We start from the raw sequence: 19024 nt of genomic DNA, 5'->3' as shown, positions 1-19024 counted from the left end.
CGCGGAACCGCCCGAGTGGCGGCTCCGCAACGGGGCCACGGGCTACAGGCCGATGGCCTTCGCGATCTGCGCCGGCCGGAGCACCCGCAGGATCGCCTCGAACAGGTAGTAGTCGCCGTACGGCAGCGAGACCTCGACGCCGTCCTCCGCGGGCCGGTTGCGGGTGCCGCGCGCCAGGACCGCCTCCGCCCGGCTCGACTGCGACGTCAGGCAGGTGCGGACGAGACCGTCGAGGATCAGCAGCGCGCGCCGGCGGTAGCGCTCCTGGCCGGTGGCCTTCGCGAGGTCCAGCAGGCCGCAGGCCAGGATCGCGCCCGCGGAGGAGTCCTTGACGTCGTTGGCGCCCAAGGGGGAGCGGTAGTCCCACACCGGGACGTTGTCGGGGGTGAGGACGGACAGGGCGTAGTCGGCCATCCTGCGGGCGGTGTCGCGGAACTCGCGCAGGCCCGTGCGGCGGTACATGGTCGTGAAGCCGTAGACGCCCCAGGACTGGCCGCGCGACCAGCACGAGGCCGGGCTGTAGCCCTGGACGGTGCCGGGGCCCAGGGGTGCGCCGGTGTCCGGGTCGAAGTCGAAGACGTGCGGGGTGGAGCCGTCGGCGCGCACGAAGTGGGTCTGGGTGGTGCGGGCGTGGGCGGTGGCGATGTCGATGAACCCGCGGTCGCCGGTCTGCTCGGTGGCGAACGCGAGGAGGTCGAGGTTCATCATCGTGTCGATGATGACGCGGCCCGCGTTGCCGGGGGTGCCGAGGCGGCCCCAGGCGCGGATGAACCGGCCGGTGGCGTTGTAGCGCCGGGTCAGGGTGTTCGCCGCGTCGACGGCGCCGTCGCGCCAGACCCGGTTGCCCGTCAGGCGGTACGCCGTGACCCAGGAGGGGGAGAAGAGGAAGCCCAGGTCGTGGTCGCGGGGGTCCAGGCGGCGCGGGGCCAGGCGGTCGTTCGCGGCCTCGGCGAGGGTGCGGAACAGCGGGTCGCCGGAGTCGAGGTGCGCGAGCCAGAGGGTGCCCGGCCAGAAGCCGCCGACCCAGCCGCCGTCGGCGACGTGGGTCCACTTCTCGAAGCGGGTGATCTCCGGGAACGAGGTGGTGCCCGGTGCGACCGCGCGGAGCTTCGCCAGGCCGTAGTCCAGTGCCGCGCGCAGGCGGGCCGGGTCGGCGGAGGCCGTTCCGGTGCCTGCGGAGGCGACCAGCGGGGTGGTCGCGGCGGACGCGAGGAGGGTGCGTCGAGACAGGTTCACGAGACCGTCCAGTCCCTTTCGGATTCCGTGCGCCCGGCGCCACCCTGCCAGAGACGATCAAGGTCCGGCAAGAGGTATTCGGGTTGTGCATGGGCAGTACGGAAAACCTTGGGATTGACGGTGTGAAAAATTGATTCTTACGCTCGATTGCGTCGAATCGAGTTGGAGGTCTTGAGATGGCACAGGTACGGGTTCGCAAGCCGGTCGCGCCGGTCGTGCTCACGCCGTCGCTGGTGCAGGCGATGATCGCCCGCCGGCAGGCCGTCCAGGTGGCCAAGTTCCGCACCACCTGCACCGACTGCCTGCCCAACTACTGAGCGGCTGAGGGGACTTCGCCGTGGAGCTCGACGCTGATGCGCTGATTCGCGCCTTGGCGGTGTGCTGCGGCGAAGAACCCGCCGACCCGGCGGAGGCGGTGTGGCTCGCCCGCAAGAAGCAGCCGTCGTTCCTCGCCACCCTGTGCTCCGCGTGGGGTGAGCTGAACGACGGGCTGGCCTTCGAGCTGGCCGCGCAACGCGACCGGGTCGCGTTCTACCGAGTGCTGGCGGCCTCGCTGGACTCCCCGGAGATCATTCCGCTCAAGGGCCTGGAGGTCGGGCGGCTCTACCCGGCCGGCTGGGTCAGGTACATGAACGACCTCGATTACCACGTTGGAAAACCCGAACTGCTGTGGGAGGTCGCAGCCGCTTTGGTCGAACGCGGCTGGACGCTCGACTCCGGCACGTTCACGAGGGTGGACAACTCACTGCAGGTGCTGCTGAGCTTCCGGATGCCGCACCCCGACCGCTACCAGCTCCCCTACGGTGTGGAGCTGACGAGCTACGTGAGCCTCGGCGACCTCGGTGCGGTGCCGCCGGTGCTCACGCTCACACCGGACCTGGCGCCGGTGAAGAACCTGATGATGCTGCTGTTCGAACGGTTCGAGCAGCCGTTCCGGGCACGCGACCTCCTCGACGGGGCGTTGCTCGTCGAGGCGGCGCAACCCCGTGACGTGGAGCGGATGCTGGACCGGCTCGACCTGTGGCCCGAGTACGCGGAGCTGGCGTCGCTGCTCGCGCGCGCAGAACTGGGACCGTCGCCGCAAGTCCCGCGTGACGCCGTGGTGAGAGCACGTCGGCGTCGCGCGGGACGGGCCGTGCGCAGCGTGCTGTCCACCGCCGGGCTGGCCCGCAGGGCGCAGCACCGGATGGTGGACCGCGGGCTGCCCGCAGCCGGGCGCAGGGCGTTCGAACGGGTCGGTGCCCGCTGGGCGCTCGACTCGGGGCTGCTGTGCTTCGGGCTGCCGGTGGACGGGCGGTCCGACCGCGTGCGCGTCGGCGGGCGGGGGGACCTGACGTGGGTCGACACCCCGGTTGCCCGGTTCCTGCTGACTCCCGGCGACGAACTGCCGTCGTCCGCCGAGGAGTTCGTCTGAGGAGGTGTGTTGGTCATGGCCGTGAACTCCCGCAAGCCCAAGCTCCCGACGAAGAAGTAGGAGGACTCCAGATGGCGAAGAAGCACGGTCACAAGCAGGCGGTCAAGCCGAAGATCAAGAAGCGGCGCTAGGAGGTCGGGACGCTGTGGTGTTCGTGCTGCTGGGACCCGACGCGGTGGCGCGGCAGCTCGGCGTCCCGATCCTGGACCGGCTCGAAGGGGCCGGTTTCACCCCGCTGCGCTGGCACCTGATCGGCCGGCGACCGTCCGGTTTGGACGCCTTCCACGCCGAGAACATCGACAAGCACTGGAAGGGCTACCTCTACCGGCTCGTCGACCGGCTGTTCGCCCACGGCCCGTTCCTGGCGCTGGAGGTCAGCGGGTCGCACGAGGAGCTGCGGGCCCTCAAGGGCTCCAGCGACCCCGCCCAGGCCGCCCCCGGCACGATCCGCGGCGACCTCGGGACGATCAACGTGGTGCTCGCGCTCATGCACAGCTCGGACACGCCCGCGGACTCCGCACGCGAGAGCGCGGCGTTCCTGCCCGGCGGTTTCGCCGGCACGGGCGACCCGCGGCCGGTGCTCAAGACGCTGGCCCGCGGCGGGGTCGCGGAGACGCGCGGGTTCGACGAGGTGCTCGTCGGGCTGCACTCGCGGATCGAGGCCGCGCTGTGGCACGAGCCGCCGGGCCACCCGGTGGAAGCGGTGCTGGAGCACGACTTCCTGACACCGGAGCTCGACGTGGAGCACGCGGCGGCGCTGGCGGCGACCGTCGGCGTGCGGATCGACCCGTGGGAACGGCTGGTGCTCGCCACCTCACAGCACTTCGCGCCGCGTCGTGGCGGCACTGCGGCGGAGCACCTGCGCTAGCTCCGGGTCGCGGGTGCGGACCCAGCCGTTGAGCGGCGTTCCCGTGCACCCCCTGCCGCGCTTGGCCGCCCACGCACCCTGGCCGTAGCCGATGGTCCGCACGCCCTCGGCGTACGCGTGCTCCGCGGCCGCGTAGAAAGCGGTGCCGAAGTAGGCCAGCCGCGAGCGGTCGTCGGTGTAGTCGAACCCGACCGAGGTGCAGGTCCAGTCGCCCTCGTGGCGGGCGAACATCGCGTAGCCGACGGCGTTGCCGCTGTCCGGCCGGGCCACGAGCGTGGTCGCGTCCATCGCCGCGAGGTCGGCGAGCTTGCGGCGTTCGGCGGCGAAGTCGGCGCTGCCGCGGTACTTCCGCGCGAGCTGGCACTTCAGCGCGGCGAGCTCGTCGAGGTCGGGCTCCTCGCGGCGGACGTCCGCGGCGGACCGCATCTCGCGGCGGATCTCCTTGCGGCGCTTGCGGGGGAACGCGGCGAGGTAGTCGGCGACGCCCGTGCCCGGCAGGTGCAGGTCCCACGTCATCGACAGCGGCACGCACGTGAAACCGCGCTCGCGCAGCACCGGTTCCAGCGGACCGGGCCGGGTGTAGAGGAACGCCGTCGTCGGGACGTCGTGCGCGAGCGCCGCGTCGACCAGGCCGTGCAACGCCTCCGGGTCGGTGGCGCGCGGACCCACGGGCAGGCACTCGTAACCGGGCACCATCACGGTCAGCACCGGCACCCACGGCGGCGAGTCGATGGGCTCGCGGGTGATCGGCAGCGCGGGCGCCGGTCCGGCCAGCGCGTACCCGAGGTCGAAGAACTCGGTGGGCAGCGGCTCGTGCTGGACGAACGCGTGCGCCTCGACCCCGTCGGCGCGCAGCGGAACCGGCGGCGGCAGCCGGCCGCCCATCACGGCGAGCCACGTGGGAGTGGTGAGGATGCTCATGCGCGCAGCAGCACGCCGTCGAGGTGGCGCGGGCCCAACCCGTGCCGCTGCTTGAAGACGGCGTTGCTGCGCCCGCCTTCCAGCACCGGTTTGCCCAGGGCGAGCGCGAGCCGCACCGACTCGGCGAACAGCACCCCGTACGGGCTGTGGTTGCCGTCCACCGAGTAGTCGACACCGCACGTCCAGGTGTGGAACCGCGTCGCGTCGGTGAGGCAGACACCGGCCGCGACGAGCCGGCCGCGCTGGCGCACCTCGATCACGTGCGCGCGCTCGCCCAGCGCCAGCACGAACTTCGCGAACGTGCCCTCGGGGTAGAAACCGCCGTTCTCGAACCGGGCCGCTGTCCGGCCGCACAACGGCGTGATCTCGTCGAGCGACGCCGACGCCACCGGCAGCACCTCCGTCGTGACACCGGCCTCGCGCGCCCTGCGCTCGTTGCGCCGCAGGTTCGCCCGTGCCCGTTCACCCAGCCGGGACAGGTAGTGCTCGTAGTCGGTGACACCGGTCAGGTCGGCCGCCCACCGGTCGACCAGGTGCCGCGCGGGCAGGCCGTTCGCCCGCAGCTCCTGGCCGAACTCGCTGCCGCGCCGCACGTTCACGAACCCGCACCACTGCGCGCGGAACAGCGACGCGGTGCGCAGCATGGCGTTGATGACCGTCGGCACCACGTCGATGCCGATCGTGGACGGCACGTGCGCGTCGTAGCAGTGCCAGGTGTGGCTGAGCAGCGCGGGCTGGTCGCGGGCCTCCGGGTAGGCGGTGTACAGGCAGCCCAGCGGGTCCGCCGCCGTCTGGAGGTACATCGGGTTCACCGCGACCGCCTGCTCGCCGCGCCGCACCACCAGGTAGGCGAAGGCGTCGATGGCCGTCAGCGGTGCCTGCTCGTAGGCGTCGAGGTACGCGTGCTCGTAGAACACCGGCGCTCCGGCCGCGTGCACCACCGCATCCCAATCGGCAGCATCGAATTCCCTTATGGAGCGGGAAAACTCGACACGCATCGACGTTGACGCAGGTGGTTTCGGCACGCCCATACTCTACGACCTGTGCCAGGGCGAACGAGGAGATCGAGATGGCATCGGTGTACTTCCTGACGAAGCTGGGCACGACCGAGGAGCTCGCTGCCTCCCCCGGCCAGCCGCTGCCGGACGTGTTGCGCCGGCACGGGATTCCGGTCAACGCGGTGCTCACGTCGGTCAACGGCGAGATCGTCGCCGAGGACACCGTCGTGATCGGCGCGGACGACGTGGTGCAGGTGCGGCAGGTCCGCTTCTACGACCTGGACGTGGCGCGCCGCCCCAAGACCGTCGTCTACGGCACGCCGAACCCGGTCTACACCAAGAAGGTCATGTTCGACACCAACGGTTCGCTGGAACACCGGTGCGAGCAGCTGGACGCCGACTCGTTCGTGCAGTACGTCGAGGAGGCGTTCGTCCAGAGCTACGTGCTGAACGCCGGTGAACGCGTCGTCATCGGCCTGTCCGGCGGACGGGACAGCGTGGCGTACCTGACGCTGCTGGAGCGGACCCGCGACCGGCTGCCCGCGGTCGACATGACCGCGGTGACGATCACCGGCCTGCCGGACTGGGAGGAACCGGCGACGTTCGCCGCGGCCCGCGAGTCCGGCGCACGGCTCGGCATCGACCAGGTGATCGTGACCGCCGAGGACGTCGAGCGGGTGTTCCGGCTGCGCAAACCGTTCGTGGAGGCCATGAACGAGGTCGTCGCCGGCGACGGCGCGCACCTGACGATGGTGATCGGCCACCAGGTGCTGCGGCGGATGCTGGAGGAGGACGCCCGTGCCCGCGGCGCCTCGACGGTGGCGTTCGGCTTCAACGCCGACGACCTCGTGGCCTCCATGGTCACCTGGTACACGACCGGTTTCCGGATGGGCGGCATCCCGGCGCGCGAGATCGGCGGCCTGCGGTACGTGTTCCCGTTGTACCGCATCACGAAGAAGGAGCTGACGCTGTACCTGGAGCTGGTCGCGCCCGAGCTGAACCGGCAGGGCACACCGGGCCGCTTCACCACGGGACCGGACGAGCGGTCGATGTCGTACGCGGTGACGGACCACCTGTTCGACCTGTGGCCGGGCGTGGACTACTACCTGTTCTCGGCGTTCGAGAACATGCAGCGGTACATGTTCCCGATGGTGGAGGCCAAGTGCCGCTACTGCGGCGGCGTCTACCTGCTGCAGGAGGGCATGCAGAACGCCTCCGACGTGTGCGACGTCTGCGACTTCTTCGCGCGCCGGGAACTCAACTTTGCGTGAGCACCCGTTCTTCACGCGGGACTACTGGGTCTTCGCCGCCGCCGAGTACTCACCGGCCCGCACCGCCGCCGAGGTCGCCTACCTCACGTCGGTGCTGCCGGCCGGTGGGCGGGTCCTCGACCTCGGCTGCGGGGTGGGTCGGCACGCCCACGGGCTGGCGCGCGCCGGGTTCGACGTGGTCGGGGTCGACGTGTCGGAGTGGGCGGTCGACCAGGCCCGGCGCGGGCCGGGGGTCTTCGTGGCGGCCGACCTGACGAGGGCCTGGCCGGACTTCGCCGGCCTGGGTTCCTCGGGGCCGGGTTCCGCTGGGCCGAACTCCGCTGGGCCGGGTTCCGACGGACCAAGTGCACCCCCTGGGGGCCCGCCACGCGGGATCGATCCAGGGTTCGACGCCGTCGTGTGCGTGCAGGCGTTCGGGTGGGGCGGTGACGCGGACCAGGTGCGGTTGCTGCGGCGGGTGCGGTCGGTGCTGAGGCCAGGCGGGGTGCTGGTGCTCGACCACTCCAACGCCACGGCGATCCTGCGCGGCTACCGGGACCACGCGGTGGCGGAGGTCGACGGCCACACGTTCACGTTCCACCGCCGCTTCGACCCGCTCACCGGGCGCAGCGGGGGAGAGGTGCGCGTCGAACGGCCCGACGGGTCGTCGTGCGTGCTGCACGACGACGTGCGGCTGTACCACCCGCCGGAGGTCGCCTCGCTGCTCGACCGGGCCGGGTTCGTCGTCGAGCACGTGGACGCGGACTTCACCAGGGGTGCCCCGGTCACCGCGGACACGCGGTACGTCCAGTTCGTCGCCACCGCTCGGGTGTCGGCGCTGGAGGGGCACCGCGGGGCGGCGGAGGGGGTCGACCTGCGGTGGGCACCGGACGAGGTGGAGTTCGTCCAACCCGCCATCGACCGGGCGTGGGCGGCGCTGGGCGGTGTGGCGGAACGGGCGCGCCGCTACGACGTGGCCGACCCGTACGGTGCGAAGGCAGCACCGGTGCTGCAACGGTACTTCGGGATGTTCCTGGAACCGGAGCAGGTCACCTGCGGTGCGGGTGCGACGGGGTTGCTGCGGTCGCTGGCCGCGCTGGCGGTCGACGGCTTCACCTGCGCCGGGCACCCCGAGTTCGCGCTCGCCGCTGCCGCGATCGGGGCGCCGGAGGGCTCCGCCGTGGTCGTGGTGGACCGGCCCGGCGTCTCCGGTGAGGTCATGGGGCTCGACGAGATCGGTGAGATCGAGGCCGACGTCCTCATCGTCGACGAGACGTGTGCCGCGTACCTGGAACCGCACGACAGCGCGGTGCGGTTGCTGCCGCACCGCCGCGGGCTCGTCGTCATCAGGAGCATGTCGAAGGGCTACTGCTGCGGCGGGCTGCGGGTCGGGTTCGCGCTGGCGTCCAGGGACATCGCGTCCAGGGTGCGGGAGGTCGCCGCACCGCTGGCCGTGTCGGCGCTGTCGCTGGACCTGGCGCTCGCCCTGCTGGAACAGGGGGACGTGCTGCGGCCGCTGCGGGACCGGATCAGGGCGGTGAAGCCGTCGTTCGTGGACCTCCTGCCCGACGTGGCACCCGGCGACCCGCGGGTGCCGTGGGTGCGCGTGCCGTTGTCGGCCGAGGTCTGGCTCAAGGAACGCGGTCTGCAGGGCAAGGTGCTGCCGGACGGCATCAGGCTGTCGGTGCCGTTGTCGCAGCAGCGGCGCGAGGCGGTGTTCGGGTGAGGTTGCAGGAGCTGGTGGACGCGCTGCACCGCGGCTTCGACGCCGAGGCGGCGATGGCCGACGTGAAGGCGCTGTGCGAGTTCGACCGGTACCAGGTGTCGGCCGGGCTGCAGGCGGCGGCGGAGTACGTGGCGGACCGGGTGCCGCTGCGCGACGTCGAGGTGCGCCAGCACCGGCCGGAGAGCCGGTGGTGGACCTTCCGCGGGCCGCCGGCGTGGACCCCGGTGTCGGCGACCCTGGAGGTCGGCGGCACCGCGCTCGTGTCGTACCCGGACCAGCCGTACGCGCTCGGGGCGTTCTCGGCCGCCTGCGCGGGCCGCACGGTGCCGGTGAGCGCGGAGACCCGGCCGGGGGCGCTGGTGCTGGCACCGGAGCTCTCACCGCACGAGCTGGCCCGCCGCGGGGTCTTCGGCTTCGTCACGCGCGCCGGGCGGGTCGAGCTGCCCCCGCACAGCCCGCTGGTCGCGTTCTGCGTCGACGAGGAGCAGCTCGCGGTCCTGCGGCAGGCAGGGCACGCGCGGGTCTCGGTCGAGCTGGGCGAGCCGGTGCAGATGCCGGTGGTGTCCGGGCTCCTCCCGGGAACGGGACCGGAGCTGCTGCTCACCGCCCACCTGTGCCACCCGCGGCCCAGCGCCAACGACAACGCCTCCGGTGTGGCGGCGTTGATGGCGGTCGCGTCGCTGCTGCGCGAGACGGCCGGTGCGCCGGTGCGGTTCGTGTGGGGACCGGAGTTCGTGGGCACGGCCGCCTACCTGCAGGACGCGCCGGTGCCGGCGGTCGCGGTCAACGTCGACATGGCCGGGGAGGACCAGGCGCTGTGCGGCGGGCCGCTGGTGATCGAACGGTCACCGGACGAGAAACCCTCGTACGTCACGGCGTTGGCCGAACGGGTGGCCGCGCTGATGCCGGGAACGCGGTCCTACAGCGGGGCCGTGCCGTGCGACGTGTGGTCGTGGCGGTCGGTGCCGCACGTCGGTGCCTCGGACCACGCGCTGGTGCCGTGCCCGAACGTCGGCCTCAACCACTGGCCGGACCGGTTCAACCACACCGCGTCCGACACGTTCGACAAGGTGTCGGCCGACGAGCTGCGCCGGACCACCGCGCTCGCGGCCGCGGTGATCGGTGCCATTCGGGTTGATGATGGCTCGCTCAAGGCCGACGTCGCGGACGCGACCTCCGCGTGGGCGGCGGCCTACGTGGCGGGCGGGCTGGCCGGTGCGGCACCGCGGCGGCAGCTGGAGTGGGACGAACCCGTCTACGACCCGTGGGCGACGACGGCGGCCGCACGCCGGCTCGCGCACCGCAGGGCCGTGGCCCAGGCGACCGTGGCGTCGCTGCGGCAGCCGCCGACCTCCGGCGAGCCGCGCAGCGGTGGCGTGGTGGCGTTCTGGGACGGGCCGTTCAACCTCCGCGCGCTGGCGGAGGACTGTTCTCAGCAGGACCGTGCCTGGCTGGACGCGCGCATCGCCGAGGACCGCGGCGGTGCCTACGCGCGGATGTCGGCGCTGGCGCGGGGGATCGACGGGCGGCGGTCGCGGTACTCGGTGGGGTGGTGGGCGGCGCTGGCCTCGGAGCTGACGGTTCCGGTCGCGTTCGCGCAGCGGTTCCTCGACGTGCTGTGTGCCGCGGGATGGGCGGGGGAGTCGTGATGTGGCGCAAGGTGCTGAGGGACCGGCGGCTGCGGGTGCTGTTCGTCGGGCAGGTGCTGAACATGTTCGGCAACACCGCCCTCGTGATCGCGCTGGGCATCTGGGTGCTGGAGCTGACCGGGTCCAGCGGCGCGGCCGGGGTGATCTTCTTCCTGATCGCCGTGCCGACGCTGTGCGCGCCGTTCATCGGGCTGCTGGTGGACCGGTTCCCGCGCAGGACGGTGCTGATCTGGGCGGACCTCGGCGCCTGCGTGCTGGTGGGTCTGCTGGTGTTCTGGCCGTCGGTGTGGCTCATCTACGTGGTCACCCTCGGGTACGGGGTGTCGGCCCAGGTCTACCGGGCGGCCCGCGGCGGGCTCGTGCACTCGATGGTCACCGAGGACGAGCTCGGCGACGTCAACTCGGTGTTCGGCGCGCTGAACCAGGGGCTGCGGATCGTGGGACCGCTGGCCGGTGCGGCGGTGTTCGCGGCGTTCGGCGGGTCGGCGGTGGCCGCCCTGGACGCCGTGACGTACCTGGCGTCGATCGTGTCGCTGCTGCTGTTGCGCGGTGTTCCCGACCTGACCAGGACACCGGAGCGGGAACCGATCGTGCCCGCCCTGCTCGCCGGGGTGCGGCACATCTGGGGCACCCCGGCGTTGCGGCAGATGGTGATCGCGGGCGCGGTGGCGTTCACCGGCGCCGGGATGCTCAACGTCGCGGTGTTCGACCTCGTGACCGCGGGCCTCGGCCGGCCACCGGAGTTCCTCGGGGTGCTCGGGTCCGTGCAGGGCGCGGGGGCGGTGCTCGGCGCGGTGGCGGTCGGCCGGTTGATGCGGCGGCGCGGGGAGTTCGTGACCGCGGCGACCGGGTTCCTGCTGAACGGCCTGGGTCTGGGGCTCGCGGCCACCACGACCCTGACCGGCGTGTGCGCGGGCGCGGTGCTGATCGGGCTGGGGCTGCCGATGATCCTCGTCGCCGCGATGACCCTGGTGCAGCGCAGGACCCCGAACGAGGTGCAGGGACGGGCCATCGCGGCGTCCGAGGCGATGGTGGACCTGCCGTACACGGTGGCGATCGGCGTCGCCACCGTGGTCATCAGCGCGGTCGGGTACTTCGCGATCTACGTCGTGCAGGCGGCGGTGTTCGTCGTCGTCGGGCTCGTGGTGCTGCGCATCCGCGATCAGGTGCGCCAGACGGCGTAGGGCACCTCGACCTCGTCGCGGCTCACACCGCCGTGCTCGAAGCGCGCGGACGGGTCGGGCACCGGGAACGCCGGCGACGCCGCCACGGCCACCACCGGGCCCGCCTCCGGCTGCGGCAGGCCGAGGTCGGACGCGTGGTGCACGGTCGCCGCGTCCCCCAGGGTCGTTGCCACGCGGTCGAAAACGGCCTCCAGCCGGTCCGGCCTCGGGTACAGCCAGCGCATCCGGCCCGCCCCGCCGGACGGGATCGCGCACTCCTCGCGGACGATCGCGTCCCACGCCTCGACGAGATCGGGGTCGGCCGCGACCGGGACTTGGCCGTGGTCCGAGTGCGCGACGACGGTCCAACCCGCTGCGGCCCAACGGGAAGCGTGTGCGTCCAGACGCAGCATCGCCTCGTGCACCGACTCGTCGTACCCGTTGCGGTGCACGTGGTCGTCGATGTTGACGTAGGTCCACAGGAAGCCGTGGTCGGCCGAGACCTTGTCCAGGTCCGCCACGACGTTCGCGACGAGCAGCGGTGGGTCCTCCGCCTGCGCGGTGAGCTTGTGCTGTGCGGGCGCGGGTATCCGGGTGCACCCCCGCAGCAGCGCCCGCGCCCAGGTGCCGGTCAGCAGGTCGATCTCCCGCGCCAGGACCGCGGCGCCGTGGCGTTCCAGCACGGTCGGCAGCGACGGGATCGACGGTGTGCCGGTGATGGCGTGCACCAGGCCGGAACCGTTGCGGTACACCGTTCCCGGAACGCGGTGCACGTCGGCGGCGGCACCGGTCAGCGCCGTCAGCCAGGCCGTCGCCGACGTCGACGGCAGCGTGGAGGTGAGCGTGGTGATCTCGGCTTCGAGCCACGTCTGTTCGGCCACGTCCGATGAGAGCCCGTCCACGGCGAGGACGATGACGCCCCTGTCCGCGCTGCGCACCGCGTCGTCGAGCCGGGAAGGCACCTCTGCCAATGACATCGCAGCACTGTAACGCACGTCATCGGGTGACTTTTGCGCGGTTGGGCGCTAAAAGTTCGGGTATTCGAGCCGGATGCGGTAAAGAGGTCCTTTACGGGTGAGGGAAGGCGGGCGGATGGCGGTCGGGGTTCTGGACGTCGGGTGCTTCAGCGCACACCTGGTGGTCGTGGAACGTGACCTGACGCGTCCGCTGGTGTCCCACAAGGTCCGGCTGCGGCTCGACCGCGAGCTGAGCGCGGAGGGCGCCATCAGCCCGGCCGGGATCGACTCGCTGTGCGAGGCCGTGCAGGCCGCCCGCAAGGCCGCGGGGGACACGCCGTTCCTGCCGTTCGCCACCTCGTGCGTGCGCGACTCCGCGAACGCCGGCGAGGTGATGCGCAAGGTGTCGCGCCGCACCGGCGTGGAGCTGAAGGTGTTGTCGGGCAAGGAAGAAGCCCGGCTGTCGTACGCGGCCTCGCGGCACTGGTTCGGCTGGGGCGCCGGCCCGCTCGTCGTGCTCGACGTCGGCGGCGGCACGGTCGAGCTCGCCGCCGGTGACGGCGCCGAACCCGAGTTCGCGATCTCCTTGCCTTTGGGGGCAAGGACTTTGACCCGCTCCGGCCTCGCGGTGGAGGACATGCGGGAAGAGGTGCGCGAGCGCATCGAGGCGGTGTTCCCGCGCTACGACGGCGCTCGCGCGATCGGGTGTTCCAAGGTGTTCCAGCAGCTCGCCCGGCTCGCGGGCGACCGGCGGTCGGCGTCCTCCGCGACGCGGCAGCTGCGGGCCAAGGACCTGGAGAAGTGGATCCCCCGGCTGGCCAAGCTCTCCGTGCGGGAACGTGCCGCGCTGCCGGGGATCTCCCGGCACCGCGCGCGGCAGTCGCTCGCGGGGGCGGTGGTGGCCGAGGCGTTGATGCGCGCCACCGGACATGACGTCGTGGACATCTCGCCGTGGTCCACCAAGGAGGGTCTGCTGCTGGACCTGGTCGAACGGTCGCGCCGCGTCACACCGGCCGCCTGACCCGCCCTCAGCGGGTGTTGACCAGAGCGGTCACGGCATTGTCGACGCTGCCGAAGATGAGCAGCAACTGGTCGACCGCGGTCACTTCGAGGGGCTGCAGCACAGCCCTGCTGTTGCTCACGACTCCGAACCGGATGCCGAACTCGTCGGCCGTGTTCTGGGTCTCCACGAGCGTGCGGATGCCTTCGGAGCCGAAGAAGCGGACCTCGCGCAGATCGATGACCAGCGCGGGCGGCCTGCGGTCGAGCAGAGCGGCGATCCTGCTGGTCACCGGCGCTGACGACATCATGTCTATCTCGCCGGTGAGAGAGACGACCGGGATGGACTGGACATAGGTCGTTCGCTGTTGAAGTTGGTTCATAGGGGACTCCCGTCCGCACCGACCGTACGCGCCCTCCCACGACACCCACAACCCGGACGGGGTCCCCCCACCGCGCCGCTCAGGTGAGCAGGAAGGCCCTGACCAGCAGCATCGCGGCCACCAGCACCGCGAAGGCGATGATGACGATCACGGCGATCCGCCCGAGGTTGCGCGGCGGCGTCGCCTCCTGGTGGGACAGCCCCGAGGTCTGCCCGGCCTCCGGGGGTGTGTCACCCGGTTGCACCCCTCCGCCGGATTCGAGTCCAGGTGTGCGTTCTGGGTCAGCGGTCATAGGGGCACAGGTACCCGTTTTCAGTCTTCCAACTCCGCCCAGACGACTTTGCCGCCACCATCGGGTGTCGTCCCCCAGCGCACGCTCAACGCCTGCACGAGCTGCATGCCGCGCCCGCGCGCACTGGTCGGGTCCACCGGACGCATCTGCGGCAGCCGCTCCGACAGGTCGTGCACCTCGACCAGCATCCCCGCCGCACGCCGCGTCACCGTCAGCGTGATCGGTCCCTTGCCGTGGTCGATGCCGTTCGACACCAGTTCCGTGACGATCAGCTGCGCGTCGTCGGACAGGTCCTCCGACAGTCCCCAGGAGGTCGCGGCCTCCCGTACGACCTGACGTGCGCGCGCACACGACCCGCCCTCGGCGGTCAGGGTCACCCGCACCTCTGCCAGTGGGTCGTTCAACACAGGGCGCATCGTCGCACATCCGGTGGGTCGTCCGGATCTTTCAGCCCCCCGGTGGTCGCACGGGTGGACGTCGTGCTGCACGATTTGGGTCGCACGAGTCGGGCGTGGCGGAAGGAACGGCGACGATGGAGCTCAACGTCGGCAGCGAGGTCCAGCGGGGGTGGCGGGTGCTCGCCGTCGCCGGTGAGCTGGACATCGACACCGTCCCCGTGCTGTCCGCGCGGATGGACGCGGACGTGACCGGGAAGCACGCGGTGCTCGACCTGGAGCTGCTGCAGTTCATGGACTCGACCGGGCTCGCGCTCGTGCTCGACTGGCACCGGCGGCTCGCCGAGTCCGGCGGTCAGCTGCGGATCGCCGCTGTTCAGGCGCCCGTGCTGCGGTTGTTCACGCTGGCCGACGTCGCCGGGGTGCTGAGCCTGCACGAGAGCGTGGACGCGGCGGTGCAGGAGTCCGTGGAGAGCGCCCTCTAGCGGCGTCCGCTCCAGCGCGGGTGGGCTGAACGCGAGCCCACCCGGGGTGCTGTCACGGGTGAGACCACCCCGGCCGGGCTCCGCGCTCACACCTCCCCGGACACCCCCAGGTAGTACGCGATCAACCGGATCAGGTGCTCGGTGTCCACCGGCTTCGTCACGTAGTCGGTGGCACCGGAGGCCAGCGACTTCTCCCGGTCGCCCTTCATCGCCTTCGCCGTGACAGCGATCACAGGCAGGTCCGCGTAGCGCTCCATCGCCCGGATGGCGGAAATCGTGGCGTTGCCGTCCAGCTCGGGCATCATGATGTCCATCAGGACGATCGCCACGTCGTCGTACTGCTCCAGCGCGCGCACGCCGGTGATGCCGTTGTCGGCGAAGATCGCTTCCAGGCCGTGCAGCTCCAGCACGGACGTCAGGGCGAAGACGTTGCGCAGGTCGTCGTCCACGACCAGGACCTTCTCGCCGTGGAAGCGCATCGAGTCGGACGGGGCCAGCGGCGCGGCCGGCGCCACGATCGGCGCGGGTTCGGGCAGGACGACCGCGTCCGACACGACCTTGCCCAGCGGCAGGCAGAGGGTGAACGTCGAGCCGATGCCCGGCTCCGAGCGCACGCGCAGGGCACCGTTGAGGAGCTGGGACAGCTCGCGGCTGATGGACAGGCCCAGGCCGGTGCCGCCGTACTTGCGGGACGTGGTGCCGTCGGCCTGCTGGAACGCCTCGAAGATGACGGCCAGCTTCTCCGCGGGGATGCCGATGCCCGTGTCGTGCACGTCGAACGCCACGGTCGAGGGGTCGTCCATGCGCACGTGCAGGCGGATGCCACCGTCGTGGGTGAACTTCACCGCGTTCGACAGGAGGTTCCGCAGGATCTGCTGGAGGCGGTGCTCGTCGGTGCGCAGGGTCTCCGGCACGTCCGGGTCGACGCGGACCGAGAACTCCAGGTGCTTCTCGGCGGTCAGCGGCAGGCAGAGCGTCTCGACGTAGCGGACCAGCTCGTCGAGGCGCACCCGGTCCTCGTGCAGCGTCATGTGGCCGGCCTCGACCTTGGTCAGGTCGAGGATGTCGTTGATGAGCTGCAGCAGGTCCGAGCCCGACGAGTGGATCGTGCGGGCGAACTCGACCTGCTTCGGGTTCAGGTTGCCGTCGAGGTTGTCGGCCAGCAGCTTGGCCAGGATCAGCAGTGAGTTCAGCGGCGTGCGCAGCTCGTGCGACATGTTCGCCATGAACTCGGACTTGTACTTCGAGGCCGTCTGGAGCTGGCGGGCGCGGTCCTCCAGCTCCTCGGAACCGGCGCGCAGCTCGGTGGTCAGGCGCTGCGACTCGACGAGCAGGGCGTCGGTGCGGGAGTTGGCGAGCATCGTGTTCACGTTGACGCCGATGTTCTCCTTCAGCTGGTCCAGCAGGTCCAGGTGGACGTCGGAGAACTCGTTCAGCGAGGCCAGCTCGATCACGCCCAGGGTCTCGCCCTGGAACAGCACCGGCAGGATGACCAGGTTCACCGGTGCCGACGAGCCCAGCGCGGAGGACACCGTCAGGTAGCCGGCGGGGACCTTGGTGACCAGGATCGTCTTCTTCTCGAACGCGGACTGGCCGACGAGCGACTCGCCCATCTCCACGCGGGTCGCGCGGGCGGCGTCGAGGCGGAAGCCGTAGGAGGCGGTCAGCTCCAGCGTCTGCTTGCTGTCGTCGTCCTCCTGGAGCTGGTAGAACGCGCCCTGGTGGGCGCTGACCAGCGGCGTCAGCTCGCTCATGATCAACGACGCCAGCGCGCGCAGGTCGCGGTGGCCCTGCATCAGGCCGGACAGCCTGGCCAGGTTCGTCTTCAGCCAGTACTGCTCGCGGTTCGCGCGGGTGGTCTCCTTCAGGTTCGCGATCATCTGGTTGACGTTGTCCTTGAGCTCGGCCAGCTCGCCGGACGCGTCCACGGTGATCTGCCTGGTCAGGTCGCCCGCGGTCACGGCGGTGGCGACGGCGGCGATCGCGCGGACCTGGGTCGTGAGGTTCGAGGCCAGCTGGTTCACGTTGTCGGTCAGCTTCGACCACGTGCCGGCCACGCCGTCGACCTCGGCCTGACCGCCCAGCTTGCCCTCGGTGCCGACCTCCCGGGCGACGCGGGTGACCTCGTCGGCGAACGACGACAGCTGGTCGACCATCGTGTTGATCGTGGTCTTCAGCTCCAGGATCTCGCCGCGCGCCGAGACGTCGATCTTCTTCGTCAGGTCGCCCTGCGCCACGGCGGTGGTGACCTGGGCGATGTTGCGGACCTGGTTGGTCAGGTTGTCCGCCATGAAGTTCACCGAGTCGGTGAGGTCCTTCCACGTGCCCGCCACGCCCGACACGCGCGCCTGACCGCCGAGGATGCCCTCGGTGCCGACCTCGCGGGCCACGCGGGTGACCTCGTCGCCGAACGCGCGCAGCGTGTCGACCATGCCGTTCAGCGTGTCGGCGAGGGTCGCGACCTCGCCCTTCGCCTCGACGGTGATCTTCTTCGACAGGTCGCCGTTCGCGACCGCGGTGGCGACGGCGGCGATGTTGCGGACCTGGTCGGTGAGGTTGTCCGCCATCAGGTTGACGTTCTCGGTCAGGTCCTTCCACGTGCCGGCGACGCCCTGCACGCGCGCCTGGCCGCCCAGGCGGCCGTCTGTGCCGACCTCGCGGGCGACGCGGGTGACCTCCTCGGCGAACGAGGACAGCTGGTCGACCATCGTGTTCAACGTCGACTTCAGCTCCAGGATCTCGCCGCGCGCGTCGACCGTGATCTTCTGCGACAGGTCGCCGTTCGCCACGGCCGTCGCGACGTGCGCGATGTTGCGGACCTGGTTGGTCAGGTTGTTCGCCATGAAGTTGACGTTGTCGGTCAGGTCGCGCCACGTGCCCGCCACGCCGGGCACCTGCGCCTGGCCGCCCAGGCGGCCGTCGGTGCCGACCTCGCGGGCGACGCGGGTGACCTCCTCGGCGAACGAGGAGAGCTGGCCGACCATCGTGTTGATCGTGGTCTTCAGTTCGAGGATCTCGCCGCGCGCGTCGATCGTGATCTTCTGCGTCAGGTCGCCGCGCGCGATGGCGGTGGTCACCGAGGCGATGTTGCGGACCTGGGTCGTCAGGTTGTTCGCCATGACGTTCACCGACTCGGTCAGGTCGCGCCAGGTGCCGGCGACGCCGGGGACCTGGGCCTGACCGCCCAGCCGGCCGTCCGAACCGACCTCGCGGGCCACGCGGGTGACCTCGTCGGCGAACGAGGACAGCTGGTCGACCATCGTGTTGATCGTCGACTTGAGCTCCAGGATCTCGCCGCGCGCGTCGACGGTGATCTTCTGGGTCAGGTCGCCCTGCGCCACGGCGGTGGTGACCTGGGCGATGTTGCGGACCTGGGTCGTCAGGTTCTCCGCCATGAGGTTCACGTTGTCGGTCAGGTCGCGCCAGGTGCCCGCCACGCCCGGCACCTTCGCCTGACCGCCGAGCTTGCCGTCCGTGCCGACCTCGCGGGCGACGCGGGTGACCTCGTCGGCGAACGAGGACAGCTGGTCGACCATCGTGTTCAGCGTGTTCTTCAGCTCCAGCATCTCGCCGGAGACGTCGACCGTGATCTTCTGGGTCAGGTCGCCGTTGGCCACGGCCGTCGCGACCTGGGCGATGTTGCGGACCTGCTTGGTCAGGTTGTTCGCCATCGAGTTCACGTTGTCGGTCAGGTCGCGCCACGTCCCGGCGACGCCGGGAACCCGCGCCTGACCGCCCAGGCGGCCGTCGGTGCCGACCTCGCGGGCGACGCGGGTGACCTCGTCGGCGAACGACGACAGCTGGTCGACCAGGCCGTTGACCGTCGAGCCGAGCGTGGCGAACTCACCGCGCAGCGTCTGGTCGGACATGCGCTTGGTCAGGTCGCCCTCGGCCACGGCGGCGAGCACGCGGCTCAGCTCGGTCGTCGGCCGCATCAGGTCCTCGACCAGGCCGTTCACCGAGTCGGCGATCAGCGACCAGCCACCGGCGGTGCCCGCGGGCGCCACCCGTTCGGTGAGCCTGCCCTCCTGGCCGACCGCCTGCCGGACCCGGCCCAGCTCGCCGGCCAGCCACTGGTTGCGCTCCGCGATCTCGTTGAACACGTCCGCGAGAGCCGACACGGGCCCGTTCCCCGGCACCACGAGCCTGCGGCGGAAGTTGCCGTCCCGCAGGTCTCTCATGGCGGAGAGCACCCGGTCGAGGGTCGCGTCCGTCTCTTCGTTGGCCGTGGTCACTCCAAGCCTCCGTGCCTCGGTGGTCGCAGCCAAGCCTGCCACGTTAGGTTGGGA

The 19024-nt window shown here is 71.2% G+C and carries 17 protein-coding genes; 9 read left to right on the top strand and 8 right to left on the bottom strand.

Annotated features, from left to right (window positions below; all coding sequences use genetic code 11):
• Positions 1–42 precede the first annotated feature (42 nt).
• The gene (locus ACZ7CD_RS27765; protein WP_470374807.1) at positions 43–1236 is read right to left on the bottom strand and encodes an AGE family epimerase/isomerase; all 1194 of its coding nucleotides are present in this window, start codon (positions 1234–1236) and stop codon (positions 43–45) included.
• A gap of 176 nt (positions 1237–1412) precedes the next feature.
• Here ACZ7CD_RS27765 and ACZ7CD_RS27760 point away from each other — a divergent pair, with 176 nt between their 5' ends.
• From ACZ7CD_RS27760 to ACZ7CD_RS27750, 3 genes are all read left to right on the top strand, one after another.
• Positions 1413–1553, top strand: coding sequence for a hypothetical protein (locus tag ACZ7CD_RS27760; RefSeq protein ID WP_154697563.1), 141 nt, complete (start codon positions 1413–1415; stop codon positions 1551–1553).
• 20 nt (positions 1554–1573) lie between these two features.
• The gene (locus ACZ7CD_RS27755; protein ID WP_360396391.1) at positions 1574–2650 is read left to right on the top strand and encodes a nucleotidyltransferase family protein; all 1077 of its coding nucleotides are present in this window, start codon (positions 1574–1576) and stop codon (positions 2648–2650) included.
• Between the two features lie 145 nt (positions 2651–2795).
• Positions 2796–3518: a nucleoside-diphosphate kinase gene (locus ACZ7CD_RS27750; protein ID WP_360396393.1), complete on the top strand. Its 723-nt coding sequence runs from the start codon at positions 2796–2798 to the stop codon at positions 3516–3518.
• Here the strand turns inward: ACZ7CD_RS27750 and ACZ7CD_RS27745 are convergent.
• Complete coding sequence (locus ACZ7CD_RS27745; RefSeq protein WP_470380039.1) at positions 3465–4439, bottom strand: hypothetical protein; 975 nt, start codon at positions 4437–4439, stop codon at positions 3465–3467. The two genes, ACZ7CD_RS27750 and ACZ7CD_RS27745, sit on opposite strands and share 54 nt — an antisense overlap.
• On the bottom strand, positions 4436–5377 hold the full coding sequence (locus tag ACZ7CD_RS27740) for a GNAT family N-acetyltransferase (protein ID WP_458431348.1): 942 nt from the start codon (positions 5375–5377) through the stop codon (positions 4436–4438). Before ACZ7CD_RS27740 ends, ACZ7CD_RS27745 begins: the two co-directional genes overlap by 4 nt.
• A 131-nt stretch (positions 5378–5508) precedes the next feature.
• On the opposite strand from ACZ7CD_RS27740, the gene ACZ7CD_RS27735 reads away from it, so the two are divergent.
• From ACZ7CD_RS27735 to ACZ7CD_RS27720, 4 genes are read left to right on the top strand one after another with little or no spacing between them, the layout of a single operon-like run.
• On the top strand, positions 5509–6708 hold the full coding sequence (locus ACZ7CD_RS27735) for a tRNA lysidine(34) synthetase (protein WP_360396398.1): 1200 nt from the start codon (positions 5509–5511) through the stop codon (positions 6706–6708).
• The gene (locus ACZ7CD_RS27730) at positions 6701–8413 is read left to right on the top strand and encodes an aminotransferase class I/II-fold pyridoxal phosphate-dependent enzyme (protein WP_458431349.1); all 1713 of its coding nucleotides are present in this window, start codon (positions 6701–6703) and stop codon (positions 8411–8413) included. Before ACZ7CD_RS27735 ends, ACZ7CD_RS27730 begins: the two co-directional genes overlap by 8 nt.
• Positions 8410–10062: a DUF4910 domain-containing protein gene (locus tag ACZ7CD_RS27725; RefSeq protein WP_458431351.1), complete on the top strand. Its 1653-nt coding sequence runs from the start codon at positions 8410–8412 to the stop codon at positions 10060–10062. The genes ACZ7CD_RS27730 and ACZ7CD_RS27725 overlap by 4 nt, the downstream gene beginning before the upstream one ends.
• A complete protein-coding gene (locus tag ACZ7CD_RS27720) occupies positions 10062–11246 on the top strand; it encodes an MFS transporter (RefSeq protein WP_470371203.1) in 1185 nt (394 codons plus the stop codon). The genes ACZ7CD_RS27725 and ACZ7CD_RS27720 overlap by 1 nt, the downstream gene beginning before the upstream one ends.
• Here ACZ7CD_RS27720 and ACZ7CD_RS27715 read toward each other — a convergent pair.
• Positions 11225–12202: a hypothetical protein gene (locus ACZ7CD_RS27715; protein WP_470380038.1), complete on the bottom strand. Its 978-nt coding sequence runs from the start codon at positions 12200–12202 to the stop codon at positions 11225–11227. The genes ACZ7CD_RS27720 and ACZ7CD_RS27715 overlap by 22 nt on opposite strands.
• A gap of 115 nt (positions 12203–12317) precedes the next feature.
• Here ACZ7CD_RS27715 and ACZ7CD_RS27710 point away from each other — a divergent pair, with 115 nt between their 5' ends.
• Positions 12318–13202 (top strand): Ppx/GppA phosphatase family protein, encoded by an 885-nt coding sequence (locus tag ACZ7CD_RS27710; RefSeq protein ID WP_360396406.1) that lies wholly within the window; start codon positions 12318–12320, stop codon positions 13200–13202.
• Between the two features lie 7 nt (positions 13203–13209).
• On the opposite strand, the gene ACZ7CD_RS27705 is transcribed toward ACZ7CD_RS27710, so the two are convergent.
• The 3 genes from ACZ7CD_RS27705 to ACZ7CD_RS27695 form a co-directional block, all read right to left on the bottom strand.
• A complete protein-coding gene (locus tag ACZ7CD_RS27705; RefSeq protein WP_360396408.1) occupies positions 13210–13563 on the bottom strand; it encodes an STAS domain-containing protein in 354 nt (117 codons plus the stop codon).
• Between the two features lie 79 nt (positions 13564–13642).
• Complete coding sequence (locus ACZ7CD_RS27700) at positions 13643–13807, bottom strand: DUF6480 family protein (RefSeq protein ID WP_470374812.1); 165 nt, start codon at positions 13805–13807, stop codon at positions 13643–13645.
• A 68-nt stretch (positions 13808–13875) separates the two neighbouring features.
• Positions 13876–14262: an ATP-binding protein gene (locus ACZ7CD_RS27695; RefSeq protein ID WP_470371200.1), complete on the bottom strand. Its 387-nt coding sequence runs from the start codon at positions 14260–14262 to the stop codon at positions 13876–13878.
• Positions 14263–14366: 104 nt separating this feature from the next.
• Here ACZ7CD_RS27695 and ACZ7CD_RS27690 point away from each other — a divergent pair, with 104 nt between their 5' ends.
• Positions 14367–14735, top strand: a complete 369-nt coding sequence (locus ACZ7CD_RS27690; RefSeq protein WP_360396413.1) for an STAS domain-containing protein — start codon at positions 14367–14369, stop codon at positions 14733–14735.
• 86 nt (positions 14736–14821) lie between these two features.
• On the opposite strand, the gene ACZ7CD_RS27685 is transcribed toward ACZ7CD_RS27690, so the two are convergent.
• Positions 14822–18970: a hybrid sensor histidine kinase/response regulator gene (locus ACZ7CD_RS27685; RefSeq protein ID WP_360396415.1), complete on the bottom strand. Its 4149-nt coding sequence runs from the start codon at positions 18968–18970 to the stop codon at positions 14822–14824.
• Between the last annotated feature and the right edge of the window lie 54 nt (positions 18971–19024).

It is taken from the genome of Lentzea sp. NPDC036949 (assembly GCF_055608075.1).
This window is presented reverse-complemented; position numbering and strand designations above follow the sequence as displayed.